This is a genomic window from Ruegeria profundi, from assembly GCF_020171505.1.
Lineage (GTDB): Bacteria > Pseudomonadota > Alphaproteobacteria > Rhodobacterales > Rhodobacteraceae > Ruegeria > Ruegeria profundi.
In genome coordinates, this window is sequence record NZ_JAIUZS010000006.1 from 75,098 (window position 1) to 99,740 (window position 24,643).

Consider the following 24,643-nt stretch of genomic DNA (forward strand, 5'->3'; position numbering starts at 1 on the left):
GTTGCAGCCGCCCGGGCATAAGGCCATTGTGACGCCATGACGTTGCACGCCCGTTCGATCACCCTGAATTCGCCGGAAGAAACATCAGCGCTGGCCGCACGGCTGGGTGCTGAGTTACGTCCGGGTGACAGTATTCTTCTTGAGGGTGAGATTGGAAGTGGTAAAACCCATTTCGCCCGCAGCCTGATCCAATCGCTCATGTCAGAACCAGAGGATGTGCCCTCGCCGACCTTTACGCTTGTTCAAGCTTATGACACCCCGACCAGCGAGGTTTGGCATTGCGATCTGTACCGGCTGAGTTCGGTGGATGAGATTGAAGAACTAGGTCTGAGTGAAGCCTTCGACTCTGCGATCTGTTTGATTGAATGGCCAGAAAAGCTTGGCCCGCTGATGCCCGAAACAGCCTTGACCATACGCATAAAAACAGACCCTAACACGATAGAAAAGCGTCAATTGACACTGTCATGGTCGGATCAGAAATGGTCTGGGAAACTGGAGAATGCCATATGACAAACCGGGCTGTTCTGGCCAAAGCCCTGATTGCACAAACACCGTGGTCGAATGCAGAACGTGTGCCGTTGGCGGGGGATGCATCGAACCGCCGGTATGAGCGCTTGACCGACCCCGATACCGGCCGCACGGCTATTTTCATGGACTCCCCGCCCGATAAGGCCGAACCGGTCGAAAACTTCGTGCGCATGGCCGAGTATCTGCGGAAAATCGGCCTTAGCGCGCCTGAAATATATGCCGAAGATGCGGAATTCGGCTTTTTGTTGCTTGAAGACCTTGGCGACGACCTGTTCGCCCGGGTTTTGGAAAAGAACCCAGGGATGGAGCGCGAATTGTACGAGGCCGCGACTGACGTGCTTGTCGAATTGCACACGGCACCCACCCTTTCGCTGCCTTCCTATGACCCGGCGCTTATGACCGAATTGGCAGCGTTGTCTTTCACCAAATACGCACAAGCCGTTCTTGGGGACCATGACGCGGATGCGCGCGTCCGTTTCGAACATCGGTTCGCAGACATCTTGCACCACGAAACTTCGGGCAGCAAAGTGGTCATTCAACGCGACTATCACGCGGAAAACATGATCTGGTTGCCAAATCGAAAAGGGATAAAACGCGTCGGGCTATTGGATTTCCAGACCGCAATGCTGGGCCACCCAGCCTATGACCTTATGTCAATGCTTCAAGATGTGCGCCGTAACGTAGCCCCGGGTATCGAGATGCGGATGTTAAACCGCTATGTCGCCGCAACTGGGGTGAATGATTACGGATTCCGAACCGCATACGCAGTGCTTGGCGCACAAAGGAACCTGCGTATTCTGGGTGGATTTGCCCGTCTGGCAACGGAATACGGCAAACCACGGTATGCTGACCTGATTCCGGCCGCGTGGGCGCATCTTTTGCGCAATCTGGAACACCCTGCGCTGGTGACCGTCTCGGACCTGCTGCGAACCGCCCTGCCCGCCCCAACCCCTGAGAACTTGGACAGGCTCAGGCAGACATGACGCGAAACCCCGAAGCCCTGATGCTGTTTGCTGCCGGGTTTGGCACTCGTATGGGGGTGCTGACCAAAGACAGGCCCAAGCCATTGATCGAGGTCGCCGGTCGTCCGCTGATTGACTATGCTCTGGACTTAACGGGCGATTTGCAACCGCGCCGTGTGGTGGCCAACCTGCACTATCTACCCGACCAGCTTGAGGCGCATCTGGCACCAAAAGGCGTGCTAATATCGCGTGAAGAGCCGGACATCCTGGAAACCGGTGGCGGGTTGCGTGCCGCCTTGCCTTTGCTGGGGAGCGGTCCTGTTTACACGGTGAATACGGATGCAATCTGGTCCGGGCCAAACCCCCTGACGCTGTTGCGCGAGGCGTGGAACCCTGACCGGATGGACGCGCTGCTGATGTGCGTACCGATCGAACGAACCCTTGGGCATGCGGGCAAAGGTGATTTTACAGCAGATGCCGAGGGCCGGATCACGCGCGGACCCGGCTTGGTGTTTGGTGGGGCGCAGATCATGAAGACCGAAACGCTGATGGCAGTATCTGAACGGGCGTTTTCATTGAATGTCCTTTGGGACCAGATGCACGCTCAAGGTCGCTTGTTCGCAACCACCTATCCCGGTCGCTGGTGCGACGTGGGCCACCCCGAAGGCATTGCTTTGGCCGAGGGTTTGATCGCTGATGTTTGAAAGCAGCACTGTGCCCCGTGTTTATGCCGTGCCTCCAGGCACCGATTTTCCAAGGGCATTGATAGACGGTCTGCGTTTGCGTGTAAAAGATCACCCGCCCGAGGCTCTGGCGCGGGTGCAACTCGTGGTGAACACCCGCCGCATGGCGCGCCGGGTCCGCGAGCTGTTCGATCAAGGCCCAGCCTGTCTGCTGCCCCGTCTTTCGCTGGTGACGGATTTGGGCGAAGGCTTGGATTTGGCGCAGATTCCGCCTGCCATACCTGCGCTTCGACGCAGGCTGGAGCTGACCCAACTGATTGCCAAGCTACTGGAACAACAGCCTGATCTGGCCGCGCGGTCATCCCTGTTTGACCTGTCCGATAGTCTGGCCGCACTGATTGACGAGATGCAGGGCGAAGGTGTTTCACCTGATGCGATCCGACAACTGGATGTCAGTGATATGTCCGGACACTGGGCACGCGCGCAGGCGTTTATCGGGATTGCAGATCATTTCATCGACGCCGGCCCCGATGCACTGGACGCGCAAGCGCGGCAACGACGTGTGGTGGAAAACCTGATTGACCGTTGGCAGGCTGCACCACCGCAGCACCCGGTTGTTCTTGCAGGCTCAACCGGGTCACGTGGCACAACGCTGTTGTTGATGGAGGCCGTTGCCCAACTGCCGCAAGGGGCGCTGATCCTGCCCGGCTACGATTTCGATCAACCGGATCATGTCTGGCAGGGTTTAGACGACGCACTGGCTTCGGAAGATCACCCGCAATATCGATTCCGCAAGCTGATGACCCGGCTAAGGATACAGCCCAACGAAATCAGGCGCTGGACTGACGATAAGGCCCCGTCGGCTGCGCGTAACCGTCTGATATCTCTGGCGTTGCGCCCAGCGCCAATCACCGACGCCTGGATGTCCGAAGGTCCCCGGCTGACCGATCTGGACGATGCAACCAAAGACCTGACATTGGTCGAGGCGCAATCCCCCCGGTCCGAGGCGCTGGCCATTGCCTTACGTTTGCGCGAAGCCGCCGAAACCGGGCAAACCGCTGCTTTGATCACGCCCGACCGGATGCTGACCCGTCAAGTCAGCGCGGCGCTGGATCGGTGGAACATCCTGCCCGATGACAGTGCCGGTCTGCCGCTGCAGCTATCACCTCCGGGACGATTCCTGCGCCACGTGGCGGGCCTGTTCGCACGGCGGCTGGAGGGAGAGGCGTTGCTGACCCTGTTGAAGCACCCGCTTTGCCACAGTGGCGGTGATCGCGGTGCGCATTTGCTGCACACACGCGATCTGGAACTGGATTTGCGGCGTCATGGCCCTCCGTTCCCAGACAGTGCCAGTTTGGCCGGCTTTACCATCCGCAAGGAGGTGCCAGAGGGCTGGGTCCGCTGGGTGGCTACGCAGTTTTGCGGCCAACAGGTTGCGGGTGAGTTACCTTTGTCGGATTGGGTGACGCGCCTGCGCAATCTGGCCGAGGCGATCTCAGCCAGCAGCGAAGGCGAAACCGGAACGCTTTGGGACAAAAATGCCGGTCAAAAGACTTTGGCAGTTCTTACAGCGTTGGAGGATGAGGCGGCGTATGGCGGTCCGATGACGGCCCATGATTTCGCCGATCTTCTAGGGGCACTGCTGGCTGGGGAAGAGGTTCGCGACCGTGACGCCCCGCATCCGCATATCATGATCTGGGGCACGCTTGAGGCGCGGGTCCAGGGGGCTGATATGCTGATACTTGGCGGTTTGAACGAAGGCAGTTGGCCCGAAGCCGCCGCACCAGATCCTTGGCTGAACCGGCAGATGCGCGCCAAAGCCGGGCTGTTGCTGCCCGAACGTCGCATCGGATTGTCGGCGCATGATTTCCAGCAGGCTGTCGGCGCGCCCGAGGTCTGGCTGACCCGCGCCACACGGTCGGATGATGCCGAAACTGTCCCATCGCGCTGGCTGAACCGCATAACGAACCTGTTGCAGGGCTTGCCGGGGCAGGGTGGCCCCGAGGCTTTGTCAGCGATGCGCGCCCGTGGGCGGCAGTGGATACAATGGTCAGAACAGCTTGAGGCCGCGCCACGCATAGACCCGGCACCGCGCCCGTCGCCCCGACCACCGGTTGCGGCCCGTCCGCGACGCCTGAGCGTGACCGAGATAAAACGTCTGATCCGCGATCCTTATGCAATCTACGCCAAACACGTATTGCGGTTACGCCCACTGGACCCGCTGGTGCAAGCGCCCGACGCTTTGCTGCGCGGTATCGTTATCCATGAAGTCCTTGAACACTTCGTCAAGGACAGCGTCCTCGACCCCGCTTTGTTAACCCGAGAAAACTTTCTGAAACGCGCCGACGCCCTGTTGAACAAACACGTCGCATGGCCCACGGCCCGCAAGCTATGGCTTGCGCGGCTGGAACGGATCACTGATGATTTCCTCAGTGCCGAGATCGCGCGGCGCAGCGACGGAGGGCCTGTTGCCTTCGAGGCGATGATGAAACTGGAGCTGTCCCCTCTGGAATTCACAATCGCGGGCCGGGCAGACCGCATTGACCACAACAGCCGGGGCGCATTGCGCATTGTGGATTACAAGACCGGCATTCCACCGAGTGAAACCCAGCAAGCCAAATTTGACAAACAGCTTTTGATCGAAGCCGCAATGGCCGAGCAGGGCGCCATCCAAGGGTTTGACCCCATGCCGGTGGCCGAAGCGGTCTTTATCGGTATGGGCGGCACCTACAAAGAGGTGGCGGCCCCGCTGACAAAAGAGCCACCAGACAAGGTTCTTGCCGAGTTAAAAGAACTGATTTCAGCCTATTTAGAGCCTGATCAGGGGTTCACATCCCGTCGGATGCTGCACAAGGACTCGGACATCGGTGACTTTGACCATCTTGCCCGCTTTGGTGAATGGGATCGGACTGACGACACAACACCTGAGGTTCTGGAATGAGCCCCCGCAATGATGCAACTGAACGGCAGGTGCAGGCGGCGCGGCCTGATGCCTCGACCTGGTTGGCGGCCAATGCGGGTTCGGGCAAAACGCGGGTTCTGACCGACCGGGTGGCGCGGCTGCTGCTGGGGGGGGTACAGCCGCAACATATCCTCTGCCTGACCTACACCAAGGCAGCCGCCAGCGAGATGCAGAACCGGCTGTTCAAACGGCTTGGTGCATGGGCCATGCTGGCGGATGATCAGTTATCGGCGGAACTTAACGATCTGGGGTTGCAAGGCGCAATCGACCCGGATCGACTCGCGCAGGCTCGTACCCTGTTTGCTCGCGCCATCGAAACGCCGGGCGGGTTGAAGATTCAAACGATCCATTCGTTTTGCGCCTCATTGTTGCGGCGGTTTCCGCTGGAGGCTGGGGTCAGCCCGCAATTTTCCGAAATGGAAGACCGCGCGGCGGCCCTGCTGCGCGAAGAGATTGTCGAAGACTTTGCCGAGGGTCCTCAGGCCGCGCTGATTGAGGATGTTGCCCGGTTCGTTACCGATACTGGATTTGATAACCTTACTGCTGCGATCACGCACAAGCGCAATCTGTTTGCGCATCCGATGGCGTGGCCCGATCTGTTGCAACGGTTCGATCTGCCAGATGGCTTTGACGAAAACACCCTTCACGCCCAGGTTTTCCTCGGAGGTGAGGTCAAACTGATCCGCTCAATGCTGCCCGCGCTGACCGAAAGCGGCGGGAACAACGCCAAGGCCGCCGCCAAGCTGTCCATGTTCACTGATACGCAGATCGGCAATCTACCCTTGTTGGAAAGCGTTCTTTTAACTGGAAAATCCGCAAAAGAACCTTTCTCTGCCAAGATCAACGGTTTTCCGACCAAAGCCCTGCGTGAGGGGCCACTGGCTGATCAGATGCCTCAGCTTGAGGCATTCATGCTGCGCATTGAAGCCGCGCGCGAACTCCGCCTGGCATTGGTCGCGGCTCGTAAAACGCATGTTCTACACCGTTTTGCTGCGGCCTTCCTGCCCGAATATGAACGACGCAAGCAATTGCGCGGTTGGCTGGACTTTGATGATCTGATCCTTCGCGCAAGGCAGGTCCTGAACGATCCGGCTGTGGCGGAATGGGTGCTGTACCGTCTGGATGGCGGTATCGATCACATCTTGGTGGACGAGGCGCAGGATACCAGCCCCGATCAATGGGATGTCATTGAAAAATTGGCGCAGGAATTCACCAGCGGGGAAGGAGCCCGATCCGGGGTTGAGCGCACGATTTTCGTGGTCGGCGACAAGAAACAATCGATCTATTCCTTTCAGGGTGCCGACCCGCAGGCCTTTGACCAGATGCAGCAGGAATTTGGGCGTAGATTGACGGAATCAGGCTCTAAATTGTGGGATTCGACATTGGAGTATTCCTTCCGCTCCTCCAGCGCGATCCTGTCTTTGGTCGATATCCTGTTCGAAAACCGCACAGATGCCGGATTTCACAAGGACAGTTTGCATCGTGCGTTTAAGTCGGATTTGCCGGGTCGTGTAGACCTGTGGCCAGTGATCGAAAAGGTCGATGAAGACGACGACGGGGACTGGACGGACCCGGTAGATCGCCCCGGCGCGCGGCATCACACCGTCCTTCTGGCCGAGAAGGTGGCCAAGTCGATCAAGGACATGATCAACAGCGGCGAAACGATTCCCGAAGATGGCAAAGCTCCGGGAAGCTTTGTGCGGCGCAGGGTGAAACCGGGAGATTTCCTGATCCTCGTCCAGCGTCGCTCGGACCTGTTTGCCGAGATCATCCGCGCCTGTAAGGCCGAAAGTCTGCCCATCGCAGGGGCCGACCGGTTGAAGGTAGGTGCAGAACTGGCGGTAAAAGATCTTGCGGCACTGCTGAGTTTTCTGGCTACGCCCGAAGACAGTCTTTCGCTGGCCACAGTGCTAAAGTCACCTCTGTTCGGTTGGAGTGAGCAACAGCTTTTTGATCTTGCCCATCGCAGGCAAGAGCAGTTCTTATGGGCCGCGCTGCGTCGGCGCGCTGTTGAATTTCCGGAAACGCTGGCGATCCTGAACGATTTGCGCGGACAGATCGACTTTTTACGACCCTATGACCTGATTGAACGCATCCTGACCCGTCATGACGGACGCCGAAAGTTGTTGGGGCGACTAGGTGCCGAAGCCGAAGACGGAATAAACGCGCTACTATCGCAAGCCCTTGCGTATGAAAGGACAGATATTCCCAGCCTGACCGGGTTTCTGGTATGGATGCAGACCGACGACCTGGAAATCAAACGGCAGATGAGCGGCGTCGGCAATATGATCCGGGTAATGACGGTGCATGGCTCCAAAGGGCTTGAAGCCCCGATCGTGATCCTGCCGGACACTGGTAAACGGCAAGCGCCACGCGATGCAGAAATCATGGTGGCCGAGGGAACGCCGCTGTGGAAAGTCTCTGCCGATGCCTCTCCGGCGCTGATCGCGCAAGCACGGGCTGAGGCGCGGCAGCGGGAAGAGAATGAGCGGCTTCGCCTGCTTTATGTGGCTCTGACACGCGCAGAAAAGTGGTTAATCGTGGGCACCGCAGGGGATGTCGGCAAGGACGGAACCAGTTGGTATCAGATGGTTGAGGACGCAATCAAACGGGCAGGGGCCACGCAGATCCCCGGTTCGGAAACACTGCGTCTGGCACATGGGGATTGGACCGCGTTGCCGCTTGAACAGCACTCAGAAACCACGGCAGAGCCAACGCCACTACCCGCGCAGTTCTTAACCGCGGCCGCTGCCCCAGAACCACCGCTTGAGACGCTCAGCCCGTCTGATCTGGGTGGGGCGAAGGCCTTGCCCGGTGATCCCGGTCAGGATGAAGAGGCCGCCAAGCTGCGCGGCACGCGTCTACACTTGCTGCTTGAACATTTGCCCGTAGTCCCTCAAGAAAACTGGCCGCAGCTCTGCGCTCGGGTTCTGCCCGATATGCAGGATTCGGAACGGCAGACGCTTCTGAACGAAGCGCAGAATGTCCTGACGGCAGTTCATCTAAAGCCCGTTTTTGCGACCGATACCCTGGCCGAAGTTCCGGTAACAGCCAACCTGAATGGGCGGCGTATCCATGGGGTCATCGACCGGCTGATCATATCCGAGACCGAGGTTCAGGTAATTGATTTCAAAACCAATATCATCGTTCCTGACGACCCTGCGGCCTGCCCCGAAGGTGTGCTGCGCCAGATGGGTGCATATCTTCAGGCGTTGACACAAATCTACCCCGGTCGGAACATTCGAACGGCGATCCTGTGGACGCGCACAGCTGACTTGATGTGGTTGCCACACGATCTTGTGACGGATGCCCTGGCCCGTACCCAGATATCTTGACCTTAGTGTGACCCATCCCTACGTTCGTTTCCCAAGTTTACCCCATTCAGGAGACAGAAAATGTCGACCGTAGCCGTAACCGACGATACCTTTGACGCCGAAGTCAAGAATTCCGACATCCCCGTTGTTGTCGATTTCTGGGCTGAGTGGTGTGGCCCCTGTAAGCAGATCGGCCCCGCACTGGAAGAGCTGGCAGCTGAATATGGCGACAAGATTAAAATCGCCAAGGTAGACGTCGACAGCAACCCGAACTCTGCGGCTGCAATGGGCGTTCGTGGCATCCCGGCACTGTTCATTTTCAAGGATGGTCAGGTAGTCTCGAACCGTGCGGGCGCGGCACCGAAAGCAGCGCTGCAAAGCTGGATCGACGAATCCATCTAAGCTGAGCGTATTTCGGCGAACGGGCGTCGCTTTGCGGCGTCCGTTTTTCTTTGGCTAGCCAGACCTTGCCGCGTTGATCCACTCCGGAGGCAAATCAAGTGACGGACCATTGGGCCTGTGCCGTCGGTCCAGCGGGTGTGGGAACTGCGTTGCTGGTCTCATCTGTTTGACGCGATCGCGCCGGACAAAGGTTGCCTCAATCACGCGGGGGAAGGTTTCACCCTCGATATCCACCGTGCCAGACGCATTGTTTGGATGGATATGAGAACAGAGAAACCCGTCTTTCAACGCCGACAGCGCCGGGAAGGCCCGTTTGAAAGATGCCGGTTTGGTCAGGATTGACGGGATGCGGTGTAGTTCCAGCACGACAATGCGAAACCGGTGCAGATAGACCGGCGGCAGGGTCGACAGGACGTTATATTCGGCCCCTTCGATATCCATTTGCAGGATCATGTCACCTTCATCCAGAGCGAACTGATCCATCCAGTCCCGCAATGATATGACATTTTCGCCAGTCTCTGCTGCCAAGTGTTTTTTGACGAAAACCGAATTGGGTATATCCAGCAACGGTTCATCAACCGATCCGTCTGCCATGAAAGACGGAATACCGTGTTTTGCCAGATCAAGCTCAAAACTGGATTGCTGGGACACACCCGGAGAAAAACAAGCCACGATGCCGTCAAGATCATTGGGCAGTAAATAGCCGCCATCGCCAAAATCACCGACACGGATCAGTTTGTGGCCAAGCTCAAACGGCCTGATCACCTCGGCAAAGAATGCCCGTCGTTCGGCTGTCGTCATGTCGGGCTTGGGCATCGACGGCATGGCCGCTCCGCTGAGGCTGAATTTTGCTGGTTCCCAAAACCGTGTCATTTAAAGACGCCGGTTTCAAGCCGGTGCCACAACGATGTCATTGCCTGAAAAAGAAAAGCCGCCCCAAGGATGGGCGGCATTTTACTTTGCAAAAGTTAATCGCAGGTCAGATTTTGTCGATTTCTTCGCGAGTCAGTCCAATGTCGTCAAGCTGTGCATCACTGAGCCGTGACAGGGCTGCACGTGTTTTACGAGTTTCATTCCACGCGACTGCTTTTTCAAACGTTGCGGTGAACGCGTCCACTACGTGCAGGATGGTAGCTGCTCCGAGCGGCGCATGGATATTTGCGGTAGTTGCCATTTGCGCATTCCTTCTAACTGAAACAGCCGACCCGTCGTCGGTTGCAGGTCTCATTTAGGATCTTGGCGCAAGACTCACAATTGCTCGTGCGGTAACCCCGAATTGCGATTTTTGCATATCTTTTGTGCGGTTTGTGAACTGTTGCGCTGCGGGCGAGTCCGGCCCATATAGAACGGCAGACGAAAACGGAGATTTTCATGGCGGACAGCGATTTTCCCGGTTGGCACGGCACGACCATCATTGGCGTAAAAAAGGGTGGTCACGTGGTCATTGCCGGTGACGGACAGGTCAGCCTTGGCCAGACCGTGATCAAGGGCACCGCCCGCAAGGTCCGTCGCCTGTCGCCAGGCGGTTTCGAAGTCGTTGCCGGTTTCGCCGGGTCGACTGCTGACGCCTTTACCCTGCTTGAGCGGTTGGAAGCCAAGCTTGAGGCGACGCCCGGCCAACTGGCCCGCGCCTCGGTCGAATTGGCCAAGGACTGGCGCACCGACAAGTATCTGCAAAAACTTGAGGCGATGCTGATCGTTACCGATGGTACGGATCTGTTGGTGATCACCGGTGCAGGGGACGTGCTGGAACCGGAACACAACGTGGCGGCCATTGGGTCAGGCGGCAACTTTGCCCTTGCCGCAGCCCGCGCGATGATGGACAGCGACAAATCGGCCGAAGACGTCGCGCGTGAGGCGATGGTGATTGCTGCCGATATTTGCGTCTATACCAATGGCAAACTGACGGTTGAAACGATCTCAGGCTAACAACGCCTTGATCTCTTTTCCCTACCAGCGCAGGTGCATGTCGATCAGGTCAAGGAACACTCAGAATTGGCGGGTGATCTTGGCAGGTCTCGACATCTCTGTGCTCCTGACCTTTAACGTATTGATATCAGTAATAGGGTGCGGGTGTTTTACTTATGAAAGCATTTGCAAACGGGGTGGGGCATTGCTAACCAACGCTGCCAAGGAAAAAGACTTGGTTGTTTTCGCAAATACGGTACCTACCTAAACCCAAGTTTTGCCATGCCGACCGAAAGGACTGCGTTTTGACCGACCTGACCCCGCGCGAGATTGTCTCGGAACTGGACCGTTTCATTATTGGTCAGAAAGACGCAAAACGCGCCGTGGCCGTGGCGCTGCGCAACCGCTGGCGGCGAAAGCAACTGGCCGACGATATCCGGGACGAGGTCTATCCCAAAAATATCCTGATGATCGGCCCCACCGGTGTCGGCAAGACTGAGATCAGTCGCCGTCTGGCGAAACTGGCCCGCGCGCCCTTCATTAAGGTCGAGGCCACCAAATTCACCGAGGTCGGGTATGTCGGCCGCGATGTCGAACAGATCGTCCGCGATCTGGCCGATGCCGCCATTATCCAGACCCGCGAATACATGCGCGAGGACGTCAAGGCCAAAGCGTATCAAGCCGCCGAAGACCGCGTTATCGAAGCCATCGCAGGCACCGACGCACGCGAAGGCACGCGTGAGATGTTCCGCAAAAAGCTGAAAGCCGGTGAGCTGGACGATACGGTGATCGAGCTTGAGCTGTCGGATACGTCAAACCCCATGCCGATGTTCGACATTCCCGGCCAACCCGGTAGCCAGATGGGCATGATGAATCTTGGCGATATCTTTGGCAAAGCCTTCGGCGGGCGGACCGTCAAGAAGCGCATGACTGTAGCAGAAAGCTATGACGCGCTGATCGGGGAAGAGGCTGACAAGCTGTTGGACGATGAAACCGTCAACCGCGTGGCGTTGGAGTCGGTGGAACAGAACGGCATCGTGTTCTTGGACGAGATCGACAAGGTCTGTGCCCGCTCAGACGCGCGTGGCGGTGATGTTAGCCGCGAAGGCGTACAGCGAGACTTACTGCCTTTGATCGAGGGCACCACAGTGTCCACCAAACACGGCCCGGTAAAAACCGACCACATCCTGTTTATTGCATCAGGTGCGTTCCATATCGCCAAGCCCTCGGATTTGTTGCCCGAACTTCAGGGCCGCCTGCCGATCCGCGTGGAATTACGCGCCCTAACCGAGCAAGACTTCGTTCGCATCCTGACCGAAACCGACAACGCGCTGACGCTGCAATACACCGCGCTGATGGGAACAGAAAACGTCACCGTCAGTTTCACCGAAGACGGCATCGCCGCGCTGGCTCGCATTGCTGCAGATGTAAATCAAAGCGTTGAGAATATCGGTGCACGGCGACTTTACACCGTGATGGAACGGGTGTTCGAGGAATTATCTTTTACCGCGCCCGATCAGGCCGGGGCAGAAATCACGGTGAATGCCCAATTTGTTGAGGATAATCTGGGCGAGCTGACACGCTCGGCGGATCTGAGCCGGTACGTTTTGTAACGCCCCTGAACGGTTTTCTGCTCATGTCGCTAGACGTGAGCCAAGAATACGATAGCCTGTCGCAAAAGGTCGCAAGGACCCTGTTTGATGCGCTATCTGATCATTTTATTTTTTTCGCTTTCCCTCGGTGCCTGCGCTGACAGGACGGTAACTGAAATCGTGCCTGCGGCCGCGTCTGTTGGAACGCCAAAAACAGTGTTTGCTAGCACAACGCGGGCCCGTGAACTTGATGGGTCTTACGGTTTCAGACGCGCTGAAAAACTGCGTTTTTTAGAAACTACGGTTTCCATTCCACCGACGCATACACCGGGAACCCTGAAGTTTTCGTACGCGAACCCGAACCCGCAAAAGGAGTTTGTTCTTGCAAACGAAACTGACTTGAGCGGGCCGCAGGGTTTGCGGCAGCGTTTGCGCGGGCAAGACGACGTTACGATCTTTGTTCACGGCTACAATTCCACCCAGACTGAAACCATTTTCCGCGCCGCTCAACTGACTCATGATGTCGGTATTCCGGGCGCGACACTGGTCTATTCCTGGCCCAGTCGCGCGACCGGTTTTGGATATGCCTACGATCTGGATAGCATGCTGTTCGCCCGCGATGGCTTGGAACAAACCATTCGAGAATTGAAATCCATTCGCGTCAAGCGCGTTATCGTCGTAGCACATTCCATGGGCAGCGCCCTTACGATGGAGATGATGCGCCAGGCCGAGTTACGGGAACCAGGATGGGCCAACAAAAACATCGAAGGCGTGATCCTGATTTCCCCGGACCTGGATGTGGGTTTGTTCCGGTCGCAGATGGAACGGATAAATACTCCGCCTGATCCTTTCATTGTCATGGTTTCCAAGAAGGACAAGATTCTGAATGTTTCCGCCCGCCTCCGGGGTACGGATGAGGGTGAGAGGCTGGGTAATATCAGTTCAATCAGCATGTTAGAGGAATTCCCGATCAACGTGATCGACACAACCGCATTCAACAGGGATGCTGAATCTTCGCATTTCGTTGCGGCAACGTCACCTGCTTTGCTGGCTATTCTCAGCTCACTCCGCCGTGTCAGTAATACGTTCGGGCCGGATGAACGGCCCATCGACATTCTGGTTCCGCCCAATGAACGTAATCCTGACGGTGCGACCGAAATCATCCTGACAGAGACGGGACAGGCCCAGGTGTCTAATCCGTGAATTCGTCAAGACTGCGCGGCTTTCTGATCCAGAACGCAACCTGGCTAGGCGCCGGTGTGCTTTTGACGTTTCTGTCCAGCTTTGGGCAGACCTTTTTCATCTCGATCTTTGCCGGTGAGATACGCGAGGCCTATGGGTTAAGCCACGGGGCTTGGGGCGGGCTTTATTCATTGGGCACGACCGTATCTGCCATTGTGATGATCTGGGCCGGAAGTCTGACGGACATATTTCGCGTTCGCAACCTTGGGCCGGTCGTGCTGACCGGTCTGGCATTTGCAACTTTGGCGATGGCGATGAACACCGCGCTTTTCCTGTTGCCGGTTGTGATCTTTCTGCTGCGCCTATTCGGGCAGGGGATGAGCATTCATCTGGCGCAGGTCGCCATGGCGCGCTGGTTTACCACGACGCGCGGTAAGGCTTTGTCAATCGCGTCACTGGGGTATGCGATTGGGGAATCGCTGCTGCCGGTGGTTTTTGTCGCCGCTATGGCGTTGGTTGATTGGCGTCTGTTGTGGGTGATGGCCGCAGGTATGACGCTTCTCGGCATACCGCTTTTGATAAGGCTGCTGCGTCAGGAACGCACCCCCCAAAGTCTTTCGGCTGAACACACTGCAACCGGTATGCGCGATCGTCATTGGACCCGGCGCGAAGCGCTGTTCAATCCCTTGTTCTGGTTCATGGCGCCGTCAATCCTTGCGCCATCAGCTTTCATCACCGCGTTTTTCTTTCAACAGGTACATTTGGCCGAGGTCAAGGATTGGCCGCATATCCAATTGGTCGCCCTGTTTCCGGTGTTTACCGGAGTGGCAATCCTATCGATGTTTATCGCTGGCTGGGCGCTGGACAAATGGGGGACTGCGCGGATGATGCCCTTCTATCAATTGCCGATGGCCGTGGGTTTCGCTTGTCTTTCGGTTGCCGATTCCATTAGCGGCGCGTTGATCGGTCTGATCTTTCTGGCGCTTACCGTCGGTGCGCATAGCACATTGCCCAGCGCCTTTTGGGCCGAGTTTTACGGTACCCGCCATATCGGCGCGATCAAAGCCCTTGCAACGGCAGTCATGGTGCTGGGGTCAGCCATAGGCCCGGCGCTGACCGGTATCCTGATCGACTATCATGTTTCGCTTGGCACGCAGTTTCTGTGGATTTCGGGGTTTTTTGTTCTTGTCTGTGGTCTGGTCTGGATAGGTATCCGCCGCGCCCGGGCCGAGGTCTAGCGGTTGCGGCGCAGATAGACATAATAGGCGCCGTCGCCACCATGGCTGATATGGGCGGGTGCAACTTGCAATACGGCCTGCGCCAGCGGTGGAATAGAAAGCCAGTGCGGAACCTGATTGCGTAGCACGCCCCGCGGCGTTGGAATCGGGCCGGGTTCGTCGCGGTCTTTGCCTTTGCCTGTCACCACCAGAACCAGACGCTTGCCCTGCGCTTGCGCTGTCAGAATGAACCGGATCAGGGCAGGGTGCGCAGTGTCTACGCGCATACCATGCAGGTCCAGTTTGCCTTCCGGCTTCAGCTTGCCGCGTTTCATCCGGCCAAACGCCTTGGTGTCCATCTTTACCGGGCTGGCCCACAAGCTGTCCGCGACCGAAGGTTTCAACCTGTGGTGCTGTGGTTTGACTGGAACATTCTGCCCTACCTCAAAACCCTCTAATCGCATCCGTGGTGTTTTAGTTGGTTTTGGTTTGGGTAACGTGGTGGGATGCACAGATTGCGGTAGCTCGGGGTGTAGACGTTCAGCCTGTTTGGTGACCTTGCGCCACAGCTCGATCTCTTCTTCGGTCAGTTTGCGCCGGGTCATCAGTATTCATCCGGGATTAGGGCATAGGCCCGCTGGATCGGCAACAACAGGACCATCCGGCCCGGGTCTTTTAAGTGCCCGGCCGCCTGCCCGGCAGCGTCGCCAGTACCAAAGAAGATATCCGCCCGCTGCGCTCCTTTGATCGCTGCGCCAGTGTCCTGTGCTATCATCAGTCGACGCATCGGCGTTTTACCGTCCTTTTCGATCCAGACCGGAGCACCAAGCGGCGTGTAAGTCGGATCGGCGGCAACGCTGCGCATTTTCGTAACGGACCGATTCATCGCCCCCAAAGGCCCAAGTTCCGGGGCGACCCGAGTCACTTCGCGAAAAAACACATAGGAGGGGTTGTGAAAAAGCAATTCTGCCCCTGCTTCGGGGTTCTTGCGCACCCAGGCACGGATCATCTGGGCGCTGACCTCATGCGCGCCCAGTAGACCCTGCCGTATCAACTCTGCACCGATTGAGCGATAGGGATGCCCATTTGCCCCGCCATAGCCCACGCGCAAGGTGCTTCCATCTGGTAAACGGATTCGCCCCGAACCTTGGATCTGTAAAAAAAATAATTCCACCGGGTCGTCAACCCAGGCGATTTCCAAACCCCGACCTGCCATTGCATCACCACTCAGGATTTCCCGGCGGCTCAGCCAAGGTCCGTCTACTCGCGCTTCGGGGGGCATCTTGTAGAGTGGGTATTTGAAGCGATCCGTTCGGGTCCGCGACCCCTGCAATTCGGGTTCGAAATACCCCGTGAACAAGGCATCCTGATCATCTTCGACCAGAACGGGACGAAAAAACAACTCAAAGAACGATCGCGCGGCGTCAGCCTCATAAGTCCGGGCAACGCCACACAGGGCGCGCCAGTCCGGATCATTCAAATCACTACAGGTATTCAGAAAAACCGAAAGTGCCGCCCCATGATCGTCGGCGGCCCAGCCTTCAAGCTCATTAAACGACAGTATGGATCGTGTCGTCTCGCCCCCGGCGGCGCTTGCGGTGGTCATCGCGCCCACAAGAAGGAGCGACCGGAGTTTGACAATCATGCGTCCGTTGCAACAAGCAGCCAGTTCGGATCGTCCGAGCCCATCACGCGCGCAAAGGTCCAGCTGTCTTTCTGGCGTTTGACCGTGTTTGGACTGCCTTCGATGATATCACCGCCGCGATCCCGTACGACCGAGGTCAGCTCAGCCACGAATTTCATCGTTATTTCGGCCTGGTTGGTATCCTTGTCAAAAGACACATCAGCCAGCGTGGTTTCACGGACACCGATGAACTCAGCCTCGATCGTCAGACCCTTATCTTCGCGGGCGGCGACGACGGATACAAATGTTTCGAAAACCTCTTCGGAAAGGAAAGGCTGTATTTCGTCCAGGTTTCCTTTTTCAAACCCCATGACGATCATTTCATACGCGCCGCGCGCGCCCTGCACAAATTCGCTTACCGAAAAACTCGGCTCAATCCGCTTCATCGCGGCAAGGGTTTGTGCCTGTTCACTGTCCTCGGCGACATGGTCGGTAATGTCGTGATCCGGGCCGCCTTCGATCACCTCGAACCCGCTACGGGCCTTGTGTGTTTCTGGTTGTTGTTGCACAGGGGGCTTTTCAAAACCCTCACGCGTGCCCAGCACACTTCTCAGACGTAGGATCAGGAAAACGGCAATTCCGGCAAGGACCAGCAACTGGATCATCGGTTCGTTCATTTCATCCTCTTTTCAGGCCGCGGCTTTGTATGCGCAGCCTCTTGCCATTATGTAGGTGACAGTTCGTGGCAAGTCCACCGCCCGACCTCTAGTATAGGATAGCGCAGATGTACCTGTTCTTGGCATTTTTATTGGTTCCGATTATCGAAATCGCCCTGTTCATCCAGGTTGGTGGTCTGATCGGCCTGTGGCCAACCTTGGCGATTGTAGTTCTTACAGCGGTGATGGGCACCATTTTGGTCAGGACACAAGGTCGCATGGCATTGGCCAATCTACAGCGTTCCTTTGCTGAACTGGACGATCCGACGGAACCGTTGGCCCATGGGGCGATGATCCTGCTATCAGGTGTTCTGCTGCTGACGCCTGGGTTTTTCACGGATGCGGTTGGATTTGCACTGCTTGTTCCCACGGTTCGATTGTCTGTTTTCCGTTACTTGCGGTCCAAAGTGACTATCACGCAGTTTCAGATGGGTCCCGGTCCACAATCGCGACCCGGATCTTCGGGGTCCGATCAGGGCGATGTGATAGATGGTGAGTTTACGGAGGTAAGGCCACGCCAGGAATCTTTGAAGCCGTCGAAATGGGTAGAGGGCCCGCACCGGCATTGAGGTGCCGCGCCCAACTTGCTAAGCAGTGGCAAATTACATTTTTGGAGTAGATCCATGGCCGAAGAAAAAGCTGCAGAAAACACTGCAGCCCAAGCTGCCCCCCAGGTTCAGATGCGCGTTCTGGGACAATTCATCCGCGATATGTCCTTTGAAAACGTCATGGCACAAAAGGGCGTGTCCGGTGACGTACAGCCCGAGATTGCGGTTCAGGTCAACCTCGACGCAAAAAAACGCTCGGCTGAACATCAATACGAAGTCGCGATCAAGCTGAACCTCAAGTCGAAAGCCAAGGGATTGGAGGATATCCTCTTTCTTTGCGAAATCGACTATTGCGGTTTGTTCCATGTAGAAGGTGTTGCTGAAGACCAACTGCACCCGTTCCTTCTGATCGAATGCCCCCGCATGTTGTTCCCGTTCCTGCGCCGCATCGTCAGCGACATCACTCGTGACGGTGGTTACCCGCCAGTGAACCTGGACAATATCGATTTTGTTGCGTTGTACCGCAACGAACTGATGCGCCGTCAGGCCGAAGCACAAAAAACCGAAGCCTGAATGGTTTGACCCGCGTCGCGGAAAGCCTCAGGCGCGGGTCCATAAGGCGTTTTCGCCCAGTTTCTGAACAAAAGCGTCGTGCGCGGCACGTTCTTCTTCGGTGATTTTTGACGTCAAAGGGGTCGGGCGAGGTGTCGGGCGCCATTCCTCTTGACTGCCCGAAATGGACGAAACGGTGGTGGACAGCCCAAAATCCGGTTGTCGTCCACCAATCAGTTCCAGATAAACCTCGGCCAGAATTTCCGAGTCAAGCAGCGCCCCGTGTAAAACCCGGTTCGAATTGTCGATACTGAACCGCCGACACAACGCATCAAGTGAAGCTGGCGACCCTGGGAATCGTTTTCGAGCAATCGCCAATGTGTCCAGCGCCTGATCCATCGGGATTGGCGGTAGACCCATCCATTTAAGCTCGGCGTTCAGGAACTTCATGTCGAAGGACGCGTTATGGATCACCAGCTTGGCATCACCAACGAAGTCACGGAATCCCTGCCCAACTTTCGCAAAAACTGGCTTATCCTTCAGCGTGACCTCACCTTTTTCCGGCGGGCGCGGGTTTTCCAACAGGTCAGGTCCAATGCCGTGCACACCAAACGCCTCTTCGGGCATTGAGCGTTCGGGATTTATATAGACATGGTATGTTTCACCCGTCGCCACATGATTCCAAAGCTCAACCGCGCCGATTTCGACAATCCGGTCACCACTTTCGGGATCGAACCCTGTTGTTTCGGTATCAAGTACGATCTCACGCATCTACAATTTCCGCCCGTATCTGCCTGACGATATCCTGCACCTGTGCGCGAGCATGGTCCAGTGTATCGGTCACAATCACATAGTCCGCCCGCGCGCATTTTTCATCGTTCGGCATTTGCTTGGCGCGAATCTGTTCGAACTGCGCCTCGGTCATCGTTCCGCGCGCTATGACGCGGCGTTTTTGTTCGTCGGCGGGAATTGAGACACAGGCCACCGCGTCCATCGCCGCGTCTCCGCCCGTTTCAAAGAGAAGTGGAATGTCGAACACTAAAATATCTGTGGTTGCTTGGCTGCGGAAAGCGGCCCGATCCATGGCCACAAGCGGGTGAACGATGGCCTCGATCCTTTTCAACGCGTCGGGGTTTCGCGCGATGATTTCTTTCAGGGCGTCACGGTTTACAGCGTCATCGATAATGGCCTCTGGAAACGCGACCCTCATGGGCTCAACAGCCGTCCCTCCTACTGAATAGAGCCTGTGTACAGCCGCATCCGCATCCCACAACGCGCAGCCTTCATCAACGAACATCTGGGCTGTTGTGCTTTTGCCCATACCGATCGAACCAGTTAGGCCAAGCGCAAAACTCATCCCAGAACCGCCGCGCGCAGGTCATCTGTTACCTCAGGTCGGGTGCCGAACCAGCGTTCGAAACCGGGTACGGCTTGATACAGTAGCATACCCAACCCATCGACGGTGGTGCAGCCAGCGTCTTCTGCTGTTTGGAGCAGTTTTGTTTTCAAAGGAGCGTAAACCAAGTCTGTCACAACGGCACCCGGTTGCAGCCCGTCCAAAGGCACCCGAAGTTCCGGCTGCCCTTGCATCCCCAAAGAGGTCGTGTTCACCACCAGCTCGGCCTCTTCAATAACATTGCCGGCTTGAATCCAGTCAACAACAGTTATGCGGTCGCCAAATTCTTCTTTCAGCTGATCAGCTCTGGCCTGGGTACGGTTGGTCAACATGATTTTAGGCACGCCAGCTTCAAGCAAGCCCTGCAATACCGCGCGCGATGCACCACCAGCCCCAAACACCACCGCAGGGCCATCTGAGGGTGACCAATCCGGTGCGCCATCGCGAAGATTCTGCATAAAACCAAAGCCGTCGGTATTGTCGGCATAGATCTTGCCGTCTTCCCCAAAAAACAAGGTATTTGCAGCACCGATCAGCTTGGCGCGCTTGGAGACGAAATCCGCCAGGCGCAAAGCCGTCTCTTTATGAGGGACGGTGACATTCGCCCCGACAAACCCAGCTTTTGGCAGGGACCGAAGCACCACACCCAAGTCATCAGGTGCGACATCCATGGGGACATAGTGCCCGGCCAGCCCATATTTCTTAAGCCAGTACCCATGGAGCTGCGGCGATTTCGAATGCGCAATCGGGTGCCCAATCACCCCGGCCAACGGAATTCTGTGCTGCGTCATTGATCAATCACCCCTTTAACACTCAAATAATTTAGCAGTTCCAATAGGGGCATACCCAAGACATTAAAATAGTCGCCGTCAATGGTTGCGAACAACCGGACGCCTTCCTCCTCCAGTTTGTACCCCCCAACGGCATCCTGGATACTGTCCCAGTTGCGATCGATATAGCCGCGCAGATATGCATCTGAACTCATCCGCATGCGCAAACGTACCTGCCCCACATGACGCCAAAGCGGCTGACCATCCTGATATATAACTGCGGCCGACAACAGCATATGCCGTTTGCCGCGCATCGCCTTAAGCTGGGCCAACGCGTTCTCGGGCGTTGCCGGTTTCGACAATAACTGTCCTTCGAAATCAAGGACTTGATCACAGCCCAGAACCATTGCCCCGGGGGTCTTGTCACTTATTTTACGCGCTTTCATTTCGGCCAATGCATCGGCGATATCGCGGGGCGGTGCCTTTTCGGCCAATAGCGCTCGTCTCACAGTCTCTTCGTCCACGCGTGCAACCTGAACAGAGAACGGCACGCCTGCATTCTCCAGCAGCTTTGCGCGAATAGATGAGCCCGAGGCCAGAATGAAGGGGACAGACATGTGGAAAACCCCGTGTGCAAGTCGTTGAAGCTTCTTGAACGGTTTGTATGGTTTTCAGATTGACACGCAACCCCGGGAATTTCGCGCAAAACTTCCCTGAGTCGCCCGAACGCTGTCCATCTGGGACAAGGATAAGTTTCAAGGCTTGGATTATCGTGTAGTCCCGACTTACCCAAAGAGTTATCCTCAAATCAATCCTCATAGAGTGATTTTAACCAATTGTTTTATATGGCTATTTTTTTAAACCCACAGAATCAGCCAGGGAAAACTGAAATCTGTCCACGTGTGGAAAACATATGTGTAAAAAAATAATCCACGGATTTTGTTCAGCCTACAAAACCATCTTCCTTTTTCTTTTCTTATTTTTTGATTAGGGAAAGTTTCCAACAACGGCCGGAGCCGGAATGACTGATCTGCTTTTCACAATTTACCCGTGGGTGAAGGCATTACACATCATGGCTGTCATCGCCTGGATGGCTGGCTTGTTCTACTTACCCCGGCTGTTTGTTTATCACGTCGAAAAAGCACAGGCCGTTGACGGCGCAGAAACCATTTTCTTTGAAATGGAAGAAAAACTGCTGCGGGTGATCATGGGCCCTGCGATGATTGTTGCCTGGGCTTGCGGGCTGATCATGGTGGTGACACCGGGAATCGTGGGATGGGATTTTGCATGGCCCTGGGTCAAAGGCGCAGCCGTAATTGCGATGACATGGTTTCATCACTGGCTGATCGCGCGGCGCAAGGACTTTTTAGAGGGGCGAAACAAGCTCACTGGGCGGCAGTTTCGCATGATGAACGAGGTCCCGACCGTTTTGATGGTTTTCATCGTTCTGGCGGTCATTCTGAAGTTCTAAGCACTTTTCGTTCTAAGCAAGAGAAAAGGATCAAAACGCGCGTTCGACCGAAGGAAGAGGCAGCGCGTTTCGATTCAAGGCAAACGTAAAAGTGCTCTGACAGCGTGTTTGACTCCGATGCCTGTCGCGCATATGTAGGGATCAACACGCCCGTCCGGGCGGCGTATTTTCCGTTCTAAAATTCCACTTCGTGCCGCGCTGTCTGCGGTGAAGGTATGTATCATGACAACTGAAGCCCTGAATCTGGCCGATCTGAAGGCCAAAAGCCCCAAAGACCTTTTGGCAATGGCCGAAGAGCTGGAGATCGAAAACGCCTCGACCATGCGTAAAGGCGAGATGATGTTCCAGATCCTGCGTGAACGCGCGGATGATGGATGGACCGTTGGCGGCGATGGCGTTTTGGAAGTGCTGCAGGATGGCTTCGGCTTTCTGCGCTCGCCCGAGGCGAACTATCTGCCGGGACCCGACGACATTTATGTTTCGCCAGATATGATTCGTCAGCATTCGCTGCGTACCGGCGACACGGTAGAAGGGGACATCAAAGCCCCGGATGAGAACGAACGCTATTTCGCACTGACCAAAGTCACCAAGATCAACTTTGAAGAGCCTGAAAAAGCCAAGCACAAAATCCTGTTCGACAACCTGACGCCTCTGTACCCGGATCAGCGTCTGAAGATGGAGATCGAGGATCCCACCATCAAAGACAAATCGGCCCGTGTGATCGATCTGGTCTCACCGATTGGTAAAGGCCAGCGGTCTTTGATCGTGGCGCCGCCGCGGACCGGTAAGACCGTGATCCTGCAAAATATCGCGCATTCCATCGAACAGAACCACCCCGAGTGCTATTTGATCGTCCTGCTGATCGACGAACGCCCGGAAGAGGTGACGGACATGCAGCGTTCGGTGAAGGGTGAAGTTGTCTCCTCGACTTTCGACGAACCGGCAACGCGCCACGTTGCAGTATCTGAAATGGTGATCGAAAAAGCCAAGCGTTTGGTCGAACATAAACGAGATGTTGTTATTCTTCTCGATTCAATCACAAGACTTGGTAGGGCCTTCAACACCGTGGTGCCATCCTCGGGTAAAGTTCTGACCGGTGGTGTGGATGCAAACGCACTGCAACGGCCCAAACGGTTCTTTGGTGCCGCGCGGAACATAGAAGAGGGTGGTTCGCTGACCATCATCGCCACCGCGCTGATCGATACCGGCAGCCGGATGGACGAAGTGATCTTCGAAGAATTCAAAGGAACCGGTAACTCGGAAATCGTTCTGGACCGCAAGATCGCGGACAAGCGCGTGTTCCCGGCGATCGACATCCTCAAATCCGGCACCCGGAAAGAGGATCTGCTGGTCGACAAGGGCGATCTGGCCAAGACCTTCGTTCTGCGCCGTATCCTCAATCCGATGGGGACGACCGACGCAATCGAGTTCCTGTTGTCCAAGTTGAAACAGACGAAGACAAACGGAGAGTTCTTCGATTCGATGAACACCTGACACAGGTCTTAACTGACGCGAGGCCTTCGAATGGATACGATATTCGCCTTGGCCAGCGCGCAAGGCAAAGCAGGGGTGGCGGTGATCCGCCTCTCTGGCCCTTTGGCGCATTCTGCTGCGGCTGATCTGACGGGAGGCCCGCTTCCGCCCCGCGGTATGCGGGTTAGGTCTTTGCATGCAAGTGACGGGTCACGCCTGGATGACGGGTTGGTTTTAACCTTCCAAGGTCCGGCGAGTTTTACAGGTGAGGACGTGGCCGAGCTTCAAATCCATGGCAGCACGGCTACGGTCCATGCGGTGATGCTCTGCCTATCGGATACAAACGGATTGCGTTTGGCTGAACCGGGTGAGTTTACCCGCCGCGCGCTTGAGAACGGCAAGATGGACTTGACGCAGGTCGAGGGTTTGGCTGACCTCATCGACGCTGAAACCGAGGCGCAGCGAAAGCAAGCGCAGACCATACTGGCCGGCGAACTGGGCAGTTTGGCAGAACGCTGGCGCCGTGATCTGATTCGCGCCGCATCGTTACTGGAGGCGGTGATTGATTTTGCCGACGAAGAGGTGCCGACGGATGTGTCCCCGGAGGTCCGCACGCTGGTGTCGGGTGTAATGCACGACCTTCAACGTGAGGCAGAAGGTGTAAAGATTGCCGAGCGCATCCGGACCGGTTTTGAAGTTGCTATTGTAGGGCTTCCAAATGCGGGCAAGTCGACCTTGCTGAACGCCCTGGCCGGGCGAGAGGCAGCGATTACGTCAGAGTATGCGGGCACGACGCGCGACGTCATCGAAGTGCGTATGGATCTGGGTGGGTTACCTGTTACGCTTTTGGATACGGCCGGACTGCGCGAAACCGAAGATCATGTCGAAAACCTTGGGATCAAGCTTGCTCGGAAAAGAGCGGAGGCTGCAGACTTGAGGGTGTTTCTAACCGAAAACCCGGCCGAACTTGGTGTCGCGATGATAGAAGGTGATATCCAAGTTTTACCGAAATCTGATCTTCGAGAAGATGACGAAGGGGGAATATCCGGGAAAACGGGTCAAGGGATCGATCAGCTTATCTCCCACATATCGCGTATTTTGTCTGCTAAATCTACTAGCTATGGTATAGCCACTCGAGAGCGTCATAGGGCAGCGCTGAATGATGCCAATTCAGCATTGGCTGATGCTATGACTGTTCTGGAATCAGGACCGGATTTGTATGATATCGCAGCGGAGGAATTGCGAACGGCAATTCGCGCGCTGGAAGCACTGGTTGGAAGGATTGGCGTTGAAGACCTGTTGGATGAGATATTCGCCAGTTTTTGCCTTGGAAAATAGGGAGT

24 protein-coding genes are annotated in these 24,643 nt (G+C 56.3%); 15 read left to right on the forward strand and 9 right to left on the reverse strand.

Annotated elements, in window-relative coordinates:
• Window positions 1-36: 36 nt before the first annotated feature.
• Genes tsaE through trxA form a run of 6 tightly spaced genes read left to right on the forward strand, consistent with a single transcriptional unit; the run spans window position 37 to window position 8,851 of the window.
• Entirely contained in the window at window positions 37-510 is a 474-nt protein-coding gene (gene tsaE, locus LCM21_RS14715; protein WP_224891279.1) for a tRNA (adenosine(37)-N6)-threonylcarbamoyltransferase complex ATPase subunit type 1 TsaE, read from the forward strand.
• Window positions 507-1,511 carry an aminoglycoside phosphotransferase family protein gene (locus tag LCM21_RS14720; protein ID WP_224891280.1) on the forward strand — a complete coding sequence of 335 codons (1,005 nt, stop codon included), beginning with the start codon at window positions 507-509 and terminating at the stop codon, window positions 1,509-1,511. Before tsaE ends, LCM21_RS14720 begins: the two co-directional genes overlap by 4 nt.
• Entirely contained in the window at window positions 1,508-2,194 is a 687-nt protein-coding gene (locus LCM21_RS14725; RefSeq protein WP_224891281.1) for a nucleotidyltransferase family protein, read from the forward strand. Before LCM21_RS14720 ends, LCM21_RS14725 begins: the two co-directional genes overlap by 4 nt.
• The gene (gene addB, locus LCM21_RS14730) at window positions 2,187-5,114 is read left to right on the forward strand and encodes a double-strand break repair protein AddB (RefSeq protein ID WP_224891282.1); all 2,928 of its coding nucleotides are present in this window, start codon (window positions 2,187-2,189) and stop codon (window positions 5,112-5,114) included. Before LCM21_RS14725 ends, addB begins: the two co-directional genes overlap by 8 nt.
• Window positions 5,111-8,470, forward strand: a complete 3,360-nt coding sequence (gene addA / locus LCM21_RS14735; protein ID WP_224891283.1) for a double-strand break repair helicase AddA — start codon at window positions 5,111-5,113, stop codon at window positions 8,468-8,470. Before addB ends, addA begins: the two co-directional genes overlap by 4 nt.
• 60 nt (window positions 8,471-8,530) lie before the next feature.
• Entirely contained in the window at window positions 8,531-8,851 is a 321-nt protein-coding gene (gene trxA / locus LCM21_RS14740; RefSeq protein ID WP_068339912.1) for a thioredoxin, read from the forward strand.
• Between the two features lie 54 nt (window positions 8,852-8,905).
• On the opposite strand, the gene LCM21_RS14745 is transcribed toward trxA, so the two are convergent.
• A complete protein-coding gene (locus tag LCM21_RS14745) occupies window positions 8,906-9,724 on the reverse strand; it encodes a class I SAM-dependent methyltransferase (protein ID WP_224891284.1) in 819 nt (272 codons plus the stop codon).
• Window positions 9,725-9,830: 106 nt separating this feature from the next.
• Window positions 9,831-10,025: a DUF1127 domain-containing protein gene (locus LCM21_RS14750; RefSeq protein WP_224891285.1), complete on the reverse strand. Its 195-nt coding sequence runs from the start codon at window positions 10,023-10,025 to the stop codon at window positions 9,831-9,833.
• Between the two features lie 197 nt (window positions 10,026-10,222).
• On the opposite strand from LCM21_RS14750, the gene hslV reads away from it, so the two are divergent.
• From hslV to LCM21_RS14770, 4 genes are all read left to right on the forward strand, one after another.
• Window positions 10,223-10,780 carry an ATP-dependent protease subunit HslV gene (hslV, locus tag LCM21_RS14755; RefSeq protein ID WP_224891286.1) on the forward strand — a complete coding sequence of 186 codons (558 nt, stop codon included), beginning with the start codon at window positions 10,223-10,225 and terminating at the stop codon, window positions 10,778-10,780.
• 284 nt (window positions 10,781-11,064) lie between these two features.
• Window positions 11,065-12,372 carry an ATP-dependent protease ATPase subunit HslU gene (hslU, locus tag LCM21_RS14760; protein ID WP_224891287.1) on the forward strand — a complete coding sequence of 436 codons (1,308 nt, stop codon included), beginning with the start codon at window positions 11,065-11,067 and terminating at the stop codon, window positions 12,370-12,372.
• 378 nt (window positions 12,373-12,750) lie between these two features.
• A complete protein-coding gene (locus tag LCM21_RS14765; protein ID WP_224891288.1) occupies window positions 12,751-13,554 on the forward strand; it encodes an alpha/beta hydrolase in 804 nt (267 codons plus the stop codon).
• Window positions 13,551-14,771: an MFS transporter gene (locus tag LCM21_RS14770; protein ID WP_224891289.1), complete on the forward strand. Its 1,221-nt coding sequence runs from the start codon at window positions 13,551-13,553 to the stop codon at window positions 14,769-14,771. Before LCM21_RS14765 ends, LCM21_RS14770 begins: the two co-directional genes overlap by 4 nt.
• Here LCM21_RS14770 and LCM21_RS14775 read toward each other — a convergent pair.
• From LCM21_RS14775 to LCM21_RS14785, 3 genes are read right to left on the reverse strand one after another with little or no spacing between them, the layout of a single operon-like run.
• Window positions 14,768-15,355 carry a Smr/MutS family protein gene (locus LCM21_RS14775; protein WP_224891290.1) on the reverse strand — a complete coding sequence of 196 codons (588 nt, stop codon included), beginning with the start codon at window positions 15,353-15,355 and terminating at the stop codon, window positions 14,768-14,770. The genes LCM21_RS14770 and LCM21_RS14775 overlap by 4 nt on opposite strands.
• The gene (gene mltA / locus LCM21_RS14780) at window positions 15,355-16,395 is read right to left on the reverse strand and encodes a murein transglycosylase A (RefSeq protein ID WP_224891291.1); all 1,041 of its coding nucleotides are present in this window, start codon (window positions 16,393-16,395) and stop codon (window positions 15,355-15,357) included. The genes LCM21_RS14775 and mltA overlap by 1 nt, the downstream gene beginning before the upstream one ends.
• A complete protein-coding gene (locus LCM21_RS14785; protein ID WP_224891292.1) occupies window positions 16,392-17,051 on the reverse strand; it encodes a Tim44/TimA family putative adaptor protein in 660 nt (219 codons plus the stop codon). Before LCM21_RS14785 ends, mltA begins: the two co-directional genes overlap by 4 nt.
• Before the next feature lie 107 nt (window positions 17,052-17,158).
• On the opposite strand from LCM21_RS14785, the gene LCM21_RS14790 reads away from it, so the two are divergent.
• Both LCM21_RS14790 and secB read left to right on the forward strand, forming a co-directional pair.
• Entirely contained in the window at window positions 17,159-17,659 is a 501-nt protein-coding gene (locus tag LCM21_RS14790) for an FxsA family protein (RefSeq protein WP_224891293.1), read from the forward strand.
• 54 nt (window positions 17,660-17,713) lie between these two features.
• Window positions 17,714-18,211, forward strand: coding sequence for a protein-export chaperone SecB (gene secB, locus LCM21_RS14795; protein ID WP_068339883.1), 498 nt, complete (start codon window positions 17,714-17,716; stop codon window positions 18,209-18,211).
• A 27-nt stretch (window positions 18,212-18,238) separates the two neighbouring features.
• Here the strand turns inward: secB and dnaQ are convergent, their stop codons facing one another.
• From dnaQ to LCM21_RS14815, 4 genes are read right to left on the reverse strand one after another with little or no spacing between them, the layout of a single operon-like run.
• Window positions 18,239-18,961, reverse strand: a complete 723-nt coding sequence (gene dnaQ, locus LCM21_RS14800; RefSeq protein ID WP_224891294.1) for a DNA polymerase III subunit epsilon — start codon at window positions 18,959-18,961, stop codon at window positions 18,239-18,241.
• Window positions 18,954-19,547, reverse strand: coding sequence for a dephospho-CoA kinase (gene coaE, locus LCM21_RS14805; RefSeq protein WP_224891295.1), 594 nt, complete (start codon window positions 19,545-19,547; stop codon window positions 18,954-18,956). The genes dnaQ and coaE overlap by 8 nt, the downstream gene beginning before the upstream one ends.
• A complete protein-coding gene (locus LCM21_RS14810; protein WP_224891296.1) occupies window positions 19,544-20,377 on the reverse strand; it encodes a shikimate dehydrogenase in 834 nt (277 codons plus the stop codon). The genes coaE and LCM21_RS14810 overlap by 4 nt, the downstream gene beginning before the upstream one ends.
• Entirely contained in the window at window positions 20,374-20,973 is a 600-nt protein-coding gene (locus LCM21_RS14815; protein ID WP_224891297.1) for a Maf family protein, read from the reverse strand. The genes LCM21_RS14810 and LCM21_RS14815 overlap by 4 nt, the downstream gene beginning before the upstream one ends.
• Window positions 20,974-21,377: 404 nt before the next feature.
• On the opposite strand from LCM21_RS14815, the gene LCM21_RS14820 reads away from it, so the two are divergent.
• The 3 genes from LCM21_RS14820 (at window position 21,378) to mnmE (ending at window position 24,638) form a co-directional block, all read left to right on the forward strand.
• Window positions 21,378-21,827, forward strand: a complete 450-nt coding sequence (locus LCM21_RS14820; protein WP_224891298.1) for a CopD family protein — start codon at window positions 21,378-21,380, stop codon at window positions 21,825-21,827.
• 222 nt (window positions 21,828-22,049) lie between these two features.
• Window positions 22,050-23,321: a transcription termination factor Rho gene (gene rho, locus LCM21_RS14825; protein ID WP_068339864.1), complete on the forward strand. Its 1,272-nt coding sequence runs from the start codon at window positions 22,050-22,052 to the stop codon at window positions 23,319-23,321.
• 30 nt (window positions 23,322-23,351) lie between these two features.
• Entirely contained in the window at window positions 23,352-24,638 is a 1,287-nt protein-coding gene (gene mnmE, locus LCM21_RS14830) for a tRNA uridine-5-carboxymethylaminomethyl(34) synthesis GTPase MnmE (protein WP_224891299.1), read from the forward strand.
• The last annotated feature ends 5 nt before the right edge of the window (window positions 24,639-24,643 follow it).